The sequence below is a fragment of the Caldovatus aquaticus genome, assembly GCF_019458025.1.
Taxonomy (GTDB): domain Bacteria; phylum Pseudomonadota; class Alphaproteobacteria; order Acetobacterales; family Acetobacteraceae; genus Caldovatus; species Caldovatus aquaticus.
Window position 1 is genome coordinate 1 of sequence record NZ_JAHZUY010000085.1, and the last position, 10,226, is coordinate 10,226.

Here is a 10,226-nt window from a genome sequence, read left to right on the forward strand (position 1 = left end):
CGGCTGCTGGCCGGGCTGGAGGCGGTGGCAACCGAGCCTGGCAACGGGGCGGTTGCCAGCCCGACGGTTGCCACCGGCAACCCGCCAGACGAGGGGGTGGGGGAGGGCGAGGCGGCCGAGGATCCGGCCGACGCCGAGGCTGTGGCGCCCCGTGCGGCGGTCACCCGCCTGGGCGACCTGTGGATGCTCGGCGAGCACCGGCTGCTCTGCGGCGACAGCACCGATGCGGCCTCGGTCGCCCGCGTGATGGAGACGGAGCGCGCGGCGCTGCTGTTCACCTCCCCGCCCTACGGGAACCAGCGGGCCTACACGACGGGCGGCGTGTCCGACTGGGACGCCCTGATGCAGGGGGTCTTCCGGCATCTCGGCGCCGCCCTGCGGCCGGACGGCCAGGTGCTGGTGAACCTCGGCCTGATCCATCGCGACGGGGAATGGCAGCCCTACTGGCAAGGCTGGCTCGACTGGATGCGGGCGCAGGGTTGGCGCCGCTTCGCCCTCTACGCCTGGGACCAGGGGCCGGGCCTGCCGGGCGATTGGAACGGCCGGCTGGCACCCGCCTTCGAGCTGGTGTTCCACTTCAACCGCGAGGCTCGTCCGCCGAACAAGATCGTCCCCTGCAAATGGGCCGGCACGCCCAACAAGGGCAGCGGCCTGCGCGCCGCCGACGGCGAGGTGAAGGCCTACACCCATATCGGCCTGCCGGTGCAGGACATGCGCATCCCCGACAGCGTGCTGCGCATCACCCGCCACAAGGCCAGGGGCATCGAGACCGAGCACCCGGCGGTCTTCCCGGTCGCGCTGCCGGAGTTCCTGATGCGCGCCTATGCCGAGGAGGGCGAGGTCGTGTTCGAGCCCTTCGCCGGCTCCGGCACCACGATCCTCGCCGGCCAGCGGACCGGGCGCCGGGTGTGCGCCATCGAGCTCGCGCCGGCCTATGTGGACCTCGCGATCGCCCGCTGGCGCATGCTGCATCCCGACCTGCCGGTGACGCTGGCCGACGACGGGCGCGATTACGACGCCGTCGCCGCGGCGCGTGCGGGCGACGCCGTCCAGGCGGGGGAGGCGGCGCATGCTGCCTGATCTGCGCGTGGAGCGGCTGCCGGTCGCCTCGCTCGTCCCCTATGCGGCGAATGCGCGGCAGCACCCGCCCGAGCAGGTGGCGCAGCTGGCCGCCTCGATCGGCGAGTTCGGCTTCACCGTGCCGGTGCTGGTGGACGATGCGGGTGTGCTGATCGCCGGCCACGGCCGCATCCTGGCCGCCAGGGCGCTCGGCCTCGTGGAGGTCCCGGCGATCCGCCTGTCGCATCTGACCGAGGCGCAGGCGCGGGCCTATCGCCTCGCCGACAACCAGCTGGCGCTGACCTCGACCTGGGACGAGAGCCTGCTCGCCGCCGAGCTGCGCGCCCTGCGCACCGACGAGTTCGACCTCGGCCTGATCGGCTTCGACGGCGCCACGCTCGACCGGCTGCTGTCCGAGGCGGAGCCCGACGCGCCGGCGGCGCCCGCCGGCGATCCCGACGTCCCGGCGCCCGAGCCGCCGGCCGAACCGGTCACCCGGCCCGGCGACCTCTGGCTCCTCGGCCCGCACCGGCTGCTCTGCGGCGACAGCACCAGGGCCAGCGATGTCGCGCGGCTGCTCGGCGGCGCGCGGCCGCACCTGATGGTCACGGATCCTCCCTACGGGGTGAACTACGACCCTGAGTGGCGGAACGAGGCCGGCGTCTCGGCGACGATGCGCACCGGCCGGGTGGCCAACGACGACCGCGCCGACTGGCGCGAGGCCTGGGCGCTGTTCCCGGGCGACGTCGCCTACGTCTGGCACGCCGGCGTGCACGCGCGCACCGTGATCGAGAGCCTGGAGGCGGCGGGCTTCGCGGTGCGCAGCCAGATCGTCTGGGCGAAGCCGCGCTTCGTGCTGGGGCGGGGGGACTACCACTGGCAGCACGAGCCGTGCCTCTACGCCGTGCGCAAGGGGGCGACGGGCCACTGGCAGGGCGCACGCGACCAGGCGACGCTCTGGCCGATCGGCACCGGCGGCGACGAGGACGCGGCGACCGTGCACGGCACGCAGAAGCCCGTGGAATGCATGCGCCGGCCGATCTTGAACAACAGCGCCCCGGGGGAGGCGGCCTACGAGCCCTTCTGCGGCAGCGGCAGCACCATCATCGCCGCGGAGACCACGGGGCGGGTCTGCTACGCCATGGACATCGACTCCCGCTATGTCGATGTGGCGGTGCGGCGCTGGCAGGTCTTCACGGGCCGGGCCGCGGTGCTGGCCGGGGAGGAGCGGGTCTTCGACGACGTCGCCGCCGCCCGCGGCAGGCAGGCGGCGGCGTGATCCGCGTGGCGTTGCCCCGCTCAGGTGGCGATGCGGTAGATCGTGAAGGAGCCCTTGGCGCCCTCCCTGTTCGGCCCAACCTGGCGCACCCGCTCCAGGACCTCGACCGCGATGCCCTGGCGCTTCTTGAGGCCGGCGAAGAACCCCCGCACCGTGTGCGGCGCCCAGCCGGTGGCCTCGGCGATCTGCGCCACCGTCGCGCCCTCGGGGCGGCGCAGCATCGCCAGCACCGTCTCCTGCTTGGTGCCCGCGCGCGGCTTGCGCGGCGCGGCGGGATCGCGCGGAGCGCGGGCGGGCGTGACCCCCGCCAGGGCGGCGCGCAGGCCCGCCATCGGCCCGTCGAGGGCGCTGACCATGTCCATCGCGCGGTTGGCGTCGTCGTCCCAGGCGGCGAGCACGGCCGCGGCAGCGTCGCGCAGGCGGGCCCGTGGGGCGGGCGTGGGCGCGGTGTGGGCGGGTTCGGCGGCCTCGGCGGGGACATCCGCCCCGGCGGTGTCCTCCCCGCCCGTGGTCGCCGTGTTGGCCACCGGCGCGGCCCCGGCGGTGCCGGTGAGCGGGTCGAAGGCCGCTTCGATGTCTTCGACCACCTCGCTCTCCGGCTCGATGCCGATGGCGCGCAGGCCGGCGTCGGTGATCTTGAGCAGCATCTCGTCGCCGTCCACCGTCCACTTCGCGACCGCGTCGTAGGCGGGGCGGTGCACCGCGATGACCAGGTCGTGCTTCAGCAGGGCCTTCGCCACCGTCTGCCGCGCCGCGGCCGGGAGGCGCTCGGGCGGGACTGCCAGCCCGTCGTCGCGCTGGCTCGCCTGGCTGAGGATGGTGCGCTGGGTGTCGGTCAGCCTCATCGTCGGGGTCTCCGGTTCCGGGAGCCGACCCTCTCGGCCCCCTACTGCCGGGAGCCCCGCCGGGCTCGGCCCGGTCGGGGCGGTGCGGGAGGCGCGCCGCGTCAGCGGGCGTATTCGCCTCGGCGGAAGTGCTGGTCCGCGATGTCCTTCAGCTTCGCGGTGGCGTCCGCGAGCCAGGCGGTCTCGCCCCAGAGCACCGCCTCGGGGTCCGCCCCGAAGTGGTCCACACTGGCCTGCTGCAGTTCGGCCAGCAGGGCGTCGAACTCCGCCTTCTTGGCGAGGAAGGCTTCGAGGCTCCGCTGCTGGTTGGCTTCACGCTTCGTCATCGTGGTCTCCGTCATCCGCATTGCGTGACGGACCATTCGCGCTGCGGCGGGGGCTGAGCCAAGCGCCATCGGCGCTTCGTCGATTGCTATCTTCGAGGGATCTCGATCACATCATGATCGCCAGCGCCGAGCCGGGCCTCGTGGCCTCGCAGCGCGAGCTGGCGCGCCGCCTCGGCGTCTCCCACACCGCCCTGCAGAAGGCGCAGCGGGCCGGCCGCATCGCGCCCGAGCCGGACGGCGCCTGGGATGTGGCAAAGACCCGCGCGCGGCTTGCGGAGAGCAGCGACCCGACGCGCAAGACGGCGACGCTCGCCGCGCCCCAACCTGCGCCCGTCCCGCCGATGGCACCGCGCCCTGTTTCGCCGCCAGCAATCGCTGCGCCTCCGCCCGATCCCCTGCCGCGCGCCGCCGGCAGCACGTTCCACGACGCGCGCACAGCGAACGAGGTGCTCAAGGCGCAGGAGCGCCGGCTTCGCATCGACGAGCGCAAGGGCAAGCTGGTCGACAAGGCCCGCGCACTCCTGCTCGTGCACCGCCTCGCCAAGGAGGAGCGGGACGCCATCCTCGCCTGGCCCGCCCGCGTCGCCGCCGAGATGGCAGCCGAGCTCGGCGTCGATGCACATCGGCTGCAGACCATGATGGACACGCGGCTCCGCGAGCATCTCGCGGCCCGGCACGATGTTCGGGTGAGCGTCGGCTGATGGCAGGAAAGCACTTCCTCGACGAGCTCGGCCGCTTCGACGGCGACGCCGAGATCCTGCAGGCCTGGCGCGACGGCATGATGCCGGAGCCGGCCCTGCTGGTCTCGGAATGGGCGGACAGGCACCGGATGCTGGGCTCGCGCGACTCCGCCGAGCCGGGGCCCTATCGCACGGCGCGCACGCCCTACCTCAAGGAGGTGATGGACGCGCTGTCGCCCTCCCACCCGGCACGGCGCGTGGTGTTCATGAAAGGGGCGCAGGTCGGCGCCACCACCTGCGGCAGCAACTGGATCGGCTACGTCATCCACCACGCGCCCGGGCCGATGCTGGCGGTGCAGCCGACCACCGAACTGGCCAAGCGCTTCTCCGACCAGCGCATCGACCCGCTGGTCGAGGAGACGCCGGCGATCCGGGAGCGGGTGGCGCCGGCCCGCTCCCGCGACAGCGGCAATCGCCAGCTCTCGAAGGAGTTCCCCGGCGGGCAGCTGGTGATGACCGGCGCCAACAGCGCGGTGGGGCTCCGCTCCATGTCGGCGCGGTTCCTGTTCCTCGACGAGATCGACGCCTATCCCGGCGACGTCGAGGGCGAGGGCGATCCGATCGCGCTGGCCGAGGCCCGCGCCCGCACCTTCGGCTGGCGGCGCAAGATGCTGCTGGTCTCAACGCCCACCATCGCCGGGCTGTCACGGATCGAGCGCGAGTATCTGGCGACCGACCAGCGGCGCTATTTCGTGCCGTGCCCGCATTGCGGCCACCGGCAGCACCTGCGCTTCGAGCGGCTGGTCTGGGACGAGGGCGAGCCGGAGACCGCACGCTATCTCTGCGAGGCCTGCGACGCGCCGATCGGCGAGCAGCACAAGGCGCAGATGCTGGCGGCGGGGGAATGGCGGGCCACCGCCACCGCGACGGACCCGCACGCTGTGGGTTTCCATGTCTCGGCGCTCTACTCGCCGCCTGGCTGGATGACGTGGGCCGAGATTGCGCGGCTCTGGCTTGCGGCGCAGGGCGACGACCGCGCCATCAAGACCTTTCGCAACACGGTGCTGGGCGAGACCTGGCAGGAGGCCGGCGAGGCGCCGGACTGGCAGCGGCTCTACGACCGCCGCGAGCACTGGCCCGCGGGCACCGTGCCGATGGGCGGGCTGCTGCTGACCGCCGGGGTGGACGTGCAGCGCGACCGCCTCGAGGCCAGCGTCTGGGCCTGGGGCGAGGACCGCCAGTCCTGGCTGGTCGAGCACCGCGTGCTGGCGGGGAACCCGTTCGAGGCGCAGGTCTGGGAGGAACTCCGGCGGCTGCTCGGCGAGAGCTGGCGGCATGAGAGCGGGCACCGCCTGCCCATCGCCATGGCAGCGATCGACAGCGGCGACGGCATGACCACGGCGGAGGTCTACGCCTTCGTGCGCCGCGCCGGGTCGGGCCGGGCCATCGCGGTCAAGGGCCAGGACGGGTTGCGCGCCGCCATCGGCCAGCCGGCGGCGACGGAGGTGCGTCGGAACGGGCGGAAGCTCGGCGGGCTGAAGGTCTGGCCGGTCGGCTCCTCCTTCCTCAAGGCCGAGACCTATGGCTGGCTGAAGCTCGACCGGCCGACGGAGGAGAGCGGCGATCCCTTCCCGCCGGGCTACGTGCACCTGCCGGTCCACGCTGCGGGCGAGGAGTTCTGCCGCCAGCTCACCGCCGAGCAGCTGGTCGCGCGCACCGGCCGGAATGGCTTTCGCCGGCTGGAGTGGGTCAAGACCCGCGAACGCAACGAGGCGCTTGACTGCCGGGTCTATGCCCGCGCGGCCGCGGCGGCGCTCGGCATGGATGGCTGGGGTGATGGTCGCTGGGCGCGGATGGCGGACGCGATGTCACTGCCGGCAGCCGAACTTCCCACCGGCGGGAATGTCGTTCCCCCGTCGCCTTCGCCGGCCGCACCCGACACCCATCGCCCACGCGGTTGGCTCGCGCCGCGCAGCGGCTGGTTGCGCTGATCCTGGAGACCCTGATGACCGCGATCGTGCCCGTGCGCACCAGTATCGCCGCCGGCCAGGCGCTGAGCGCGCCGGTCGCCAGCGTCGGCTACGGCGTCTGCCTGCTGCTGCTGCCCGCTGCCTGGACCGACGCGCCGCTCACCGTCCAGGGCTCGCTCGACGAGGGCGAGCCCGCGGCCTGGGCCGACCTCCACGACCATCTCGGCAACGAGGTGGTGCTGACGGTGGCCGCCGGCCGCGCGCTCACCCTGCCGCCGACCCTGCTGCTCGGCTGGCGCTGGTTGCGGCTGCGCTCCGGCCTCGCCGCGGCGCCGGTTGACCAGGCGGCGGAGCGCCCGATCACCCTCGGCATCCGGCCGCTCGCATGACCGCGCTGTTCCAGCACTACCTGCCGCCCGCCCCGGCGATGCTGCCCTATGTCCCGGGGCGGTTCTACGCCTCGCAGCACGCGCGCGCCGCCGGCGGCGCCGTCGCCATGGCGGCCAACCGCATGTACTGCGTGCCCTACGTGCTCGCCCGGCCCGGGCTGTTCTCGGCCATGGCGGTGAGCGTGACCACCGGCGCCGCTGGTTTCCTGCGCATGGCCTTGGCCGCCGACAACGGCGCCGGCCGGCCGGGCGCGCTGATCGAGGAGCCGCTGGCGGACGCCGACACCGCCGCCGCCGGCGGTGCGGTCTGCCCCTTCGCGCGGCCGCGCTGGATCCCGGCCGGCGTCTGGTGGCTGCTGCTGTGCTTCTCGGGCACGCCCTCGGTGCGCGGCACCAGCACCCAGGCGTTCAGCGGCGGCAACACGCTGCTGCTCGGCTCGGCCGCGGCGGACGGCGGCGCCGGCGGGGGCGCCGCCGGCAGCGAGAACGGGTTCTTCGCGCCGCTGACGCACCAGGCCGGCGCGCCGATCATGCCGAACCCGCCGAGCGGGCTGTCCTATCTCGTCAACGCGGCGGCGCCGCTGCCGACGCTGCAGGCCGCCTGATGGATCCCTCCGTCCTGGCCTGGGCGCTGGCGCAGCCGGCGGGCAGCCGTGCCGCCGCCCTCGCCGCTGCCTACACCGGCGGCACCACGCGCGTGAGCTTCGAGGGCCGCACCGTCGAGTATCGGAGCCTCGACGAGCTCGGCCGGGCGCTGGCCGTGTTGTGCGGCGCGGAGAACAGCGCCGCCCGTCGGCCCTCGGTGACGCTGGCCAGATTCTCGCGGGAGAGAACCGGGTGATCCGACGCCTTCGCGACGCATGGCAGGTCTTGCGCGGCTACGCCGCGGCGCAGGACCACCGCGCTTCCGCCTGGGCGCCCTCCGGCGGCAGCGCCAATGCCGAGATCGGTCTGGCTGCCGCGACGGTCGCCCGCCGTGCCCGCGACGCCGTCCGCAACGACCCCTACGCCAGCCGCATCGTCGATCTCTGGACCGGCAATGCCGTCGGCGCCGGCATCACCACCCGCTGGCCGGACCAGCGCCATGCCGACACCTGGCGGCGCTGGGCGGAGGGCACCGCCTGCGACGCCGAGGGGCGCCTCGATCTCTACGGCCTGCAGGCGCTGGTGATGCGGGCGGTGGTCGAGAGCGGCGAGTGCTTCGTCCGCTTCCTGCTGGCGCCGCCGTCGCCTGCCAACCCGATCGGCCTGCGCCTGCAGGTGCTGGAGGCGGACCACCTCGACACCGCGCGCAACGGTTTGGTGGACGGCGTGCCGACCATCCAGGGCATCGCCCTCGGCGAGACCTGCGCGCCGATCGGCTACTGGCTGCACAGCGTGCATCCGGGCGCCGCCTGGATCCTGCCGGGCGCGACTTGGCAGAACAGCCAGCGCATCCCGGCCAGCGACGTGCTGCACGTCTACCGCAAGCGCCGCCCCGGGCAGCTGCGCGACGTCTCCTGGCTCGCGCCCATCCTGCTGCGCCTGCGCGACCTCGGCGACTACGAGGCGGCGCTGCTGATGAAGGCCAAGATCGAGGCCTGCCTCGCCGCGGTGGTGACCGAGGAGGGCGACGAGGCGCTGACCGGCGCCGCGGCGGGCCTGCTGCGGGACGCCCAGGGCCGCGCGGTCGAGAGCTTCGAGCCGGGGATGATCCTCTACCGCCGCGGCATGGGCAGCGTGGAGGTGGTGAACCCGAGCGGGGGCGGATCGCACGCTGCCTTTGCGCGGCGGGCGCTCGAGGCGGCCGCGGTTGGCACCGGCCTGACCTATGACCAGGTCTCCGGCGACCTGACGCAGGCCAACTACTCGTCCCTCCGCGCCGGCAAGATCGAGTTCCGCCGCCTCTGCGAGCAGGTGCAGTACGGCATGCTGATCCCGATGCTGGTCCGCCCGATCGCCGAGCGGTTCCACGCCCAGGGCGCCCTGCTCGGGCTGTGGGGCGCCGAGATGCCGGGGGGCGTCAGCCACGTGCCGCCGGCGCATGAGATGATCGACCCGCTCAAGGATACCGCGGCGCTGATCGCCCAGGTGCGCGCCGGCTTCGTGCCGCAGCCGGAGGCGGCCGGTGCCTTCGGCTACGACTTCCGCGCGGCGGTGGAAATGATCCGCGAGGCCAACGCGCTGCTGGATGATGCCGGCCTCGCGCTCGACACCGATCCGCGCCGGGTCGCGAAGTCCGGCGCGGCCCAGGACGCCGCCCAGATGGCCGCCGTCGAGATCGCCGCGACGGGGGCGGCGGCTCCACTGCGCCAGCCGACTGCGAGCCAGGCGGAGCCGGGCTGAGCGTCGCCTGTCCACAGATCGTCCCAGGCTTTTCCCCAGGGATATCCACATGACCGAGACCACCGAACCGGGCGGGGGAGACCCTGCGCCGGACCAGGATGTTGCGCCCGATCGACCGGCCCCGGTCGCGCCCGTTCACACCCCGGGGCAGTCGATCGTCGCGCAGCGCGCCATCACCGCGCCCGCCACCGTGGATCGCGCCGGGCGCACCGTCGAGGTGGTGTGGTCCACCGGCGCCCGCGCCCGCAACTTCGTCCCCTCCCTCGGCCTGATCACCGAGGAGCTGGAGATGTCGCCCAACGCGGTGCGCATCGAGACACTCCGCTCCGGCCGCGCCCCGGTGCTCGACACCCACCGCCGCGGTGGAGCCAGGGATGTGCTGGGTCGCGTCACCGCCGCCCGCCTCGAGCGCGGCCGCGGCTACGCCACGCTGCAGTTCAGCACGGCCGCGGACGTCGAGCCGGTCTGGCAGCGCATCGCCGACGGCACGCTGCGGGCGGTGAGCGTCGGCTACCGCGTGCACCGCTACGAGCCGCGGGCCGACCCCGCCACCGGCGAGACCGTCCACCGCGCGGTGGATTGGGAGCCCTTCGAGATCTCCGTCGTGCCGGTCCCGGTGGATCGGGATGCCGCAGTGCGTGGCGAGGGGCCGCAGGGCGCGCCCGCCATCGCGATCGAACCCGCCCTGCCTGACGAGGACACCACCATGCCCGAGACGACGCCGGAGACCCCGGCCGCGCCGGCCGCCCGGGACGTTCCCGCGCCGTCGGCGCCGCCCACCCCGCCCCAGGAGACCACCGTGACCACCAGCCCAGAACCCAGCCGCGCCGCGCCCGCAGCGGTCGCACCGCCCGATCTCGATGCCGTGCGCGCCGAGGCGAGCCGCGCCGAGCGCGAACGCATCGCCGGCATCGACGCCGCCGTGGAGGCCGCCCGCGCCCTGCTCCCGCCCGAGCGCATCACCCCGATCCGTGCCGAGGCCATCACGGCCGGCTGGACCGGCGATGAGGCCCGCCGCGCCCTGTTCGATGCCCTGGTGGCACAGGGGCCGCGCCCGTCCATCCCCGCTCGCCCCGAAACCGGCCCCGGCCACGACGACCCGGCGCAGATCCTCGACGCCATGGCCGAGGCGCTCGCCGCCCGCGCCATGCCCGGCTACCAGCCCCAGGGCTCGGGCCGCCACGCCGAGTTCCTCGGCTGGCGCCCCTCCGACATGATCGGCGAGCTGCTGCGCGCCCGCGGCGAGCGGAGCGTGCCCCGCAACCCGACCCTGCTCGCCGAGCGCGCCTTCCACACCAGCTCCGACTTCCCGGCCCTGCTCTCCGCCGCCGCGAACAAGATGCTGCTCGCCGC

Annotated in this window: 10 protein-coding genes and 1 pseudogene; 9 read left to right on the plus strand and 2 right to left on the minus strand. The window is 74.3% G+C overall.

Annotated features, from left to right (window positions below):
- Both K1J50_RS17585 and K1J50_RS17590 read left to right on the plus strand, forming a co-directional pair.
- A partial coding sequence (locus tag K1J50_RS17585; protein ID WP_220119064.1) for a DNA-methyltransferase occupies nucleotides 1-1,080 on the plus strand: 1,080 nt, incomplete at its 5' end.
- Nucleotides 1,070-2,338, plus strand: coding sequence for a site-specific DNA-methyltransferase (locus K1J50_RS17590; RefSeq protein ID WP_220119065.1), 1,269 nt, complete (start codon nucleotides 1,070-1,072; stop codon nucleotides 2,336-2,338). The genes K1J50_RS17585 and K1J50_RS17590, both read left to right, overlap by 11 nt.
- A gap of 20 nt (nucleotides 2,339-2,358) precedes the next feature.
- On the opposite strand, the gene K1J50_RS19330 is transcribed toward K1J50_RS17590, so the two are convergent.
- Together K1J50_RS19330 and K1J50_RS17600 are read right to left on the minus strand one after the other, a co-directional pair.
- Nucleotides 2,359-3,183, minus strand: a complete 825-nt coding sequence (locus tag K1J50_RS19330; protein WP_255575422.1) for a DUF3489 domain-containing protein — start codon at nucleotides 3,181-3,183, stop codon at nucleotides 2,359-2,361.
- A 101-nt stretch (nucleotides 3,184-3,284) separates the two neighbouring features.
- Nucleotides 3,285-3,509 (minus strand): hypothetical protein, encoded by a 225-nt coding sequence (locus K1J50_RS17600; RefSeq protein WP_027285540.1) that lies wholly within the window; start codon nucleotides 3,507-3,509, stop codon nucleotides 3,285-3,287.
- Nucleotides 3,510-3,622: 113 nt separating this feature from the next.
- Here K1J50_RS17600 and K1J50_RS19335 point away from each other — a divergent pair, with 113 nt between their 5' ends.
- The 7 genes and pseudogenes from K1J50_RS19335 to K1J50_RS17635 all read left to right on the plus strand — a co-directional run.
- Nucleotides 3,623-4,210 (plus strand): elements of external origin, encoded by a 588-nt coding sequence (locus K1J50_RS19335; RefSeq protein WP_255575423.1) that lies wholly within the window; start codon nucleotides 3,623-3,625, stop codon nucleotides 4,208-4,210.
- The gene (locus K1J50_RS17610) at nucleotides 4,210-6,180 is read left to right on the plus strand and encodes a phage terminase large subunit family protein (protein WP_220119066.1); all 1,971 of its coding nucleotides are present in this window, start codon (nucleotides 4,210-4,212) and stop codon (nucleotides 6,178-6,180) included. The genes K1J50_RS19335 and K1J50_RS17610 overlap by 1 nt, the downstream gene beginning before the upstream one ends.
- A 14-nt stretch (nucleotides 6,181-6,194) precedes the next feature.
- Nucleotides 6,195-6,548, plus strand: coding sequence for a hypothetical protein (locus K1J50_RS17615; protein ID WP_135471021.1), 354 nt, complete (start codon nucleotides 6,195-6,197; stop codon nucleotides 6,546-6,548).
- Nucleotides 6,545-7,153 (plus strand): hypothetical protein, encoded by a 609-nt coding sequence (locus tag K1J50_RS17620; protein ID WP_220119067.1) that lies wholly within the window; start codon nucleotides 6,545-6,547, stop codon nucleotides 7,151-7,153. Before K1J50_RS17615 ends, K1J50_RS17620 begins: the two co-directional genes overlap by 4 nt.
- A complete protein-coding gene (locus K1J50_RS17625) occupies nucleotides 7,153-7,389 on the plus strand; it encodes a phage head-tail joining protein (RefSeq protein ID WP_220119068.1) in 237 nt (78 codons plus the stop codon). The genes K1J50_RS17620 and K1J50_RS17625 overlap by 1 nt, the downstream gene beginning before the upstream one ends.
- Complete coding sequence (locus K1J50_RS17630) at nucleotides 7,386-8,873, plus strand: phage portal protein (protein ID WP_369413639.1); 1,488 nt, start codon at nucleotides 7,386-7,388, stop codon at nucleotides 8,871-8,873. Before K1J50_RS17625 ends, K1J50_RS17630 begins: the two co-directional genes overlap by 4 nt.
- 49 nt (nucleotides 8,874-8,922) lie before the next feature.
- Nucleotides 8,923-10,226: pseudogene (locus tag K1J50_RS17635) on the plus strand (prohead protease/major capsid protein fusion protein); the annotation flags it as partial.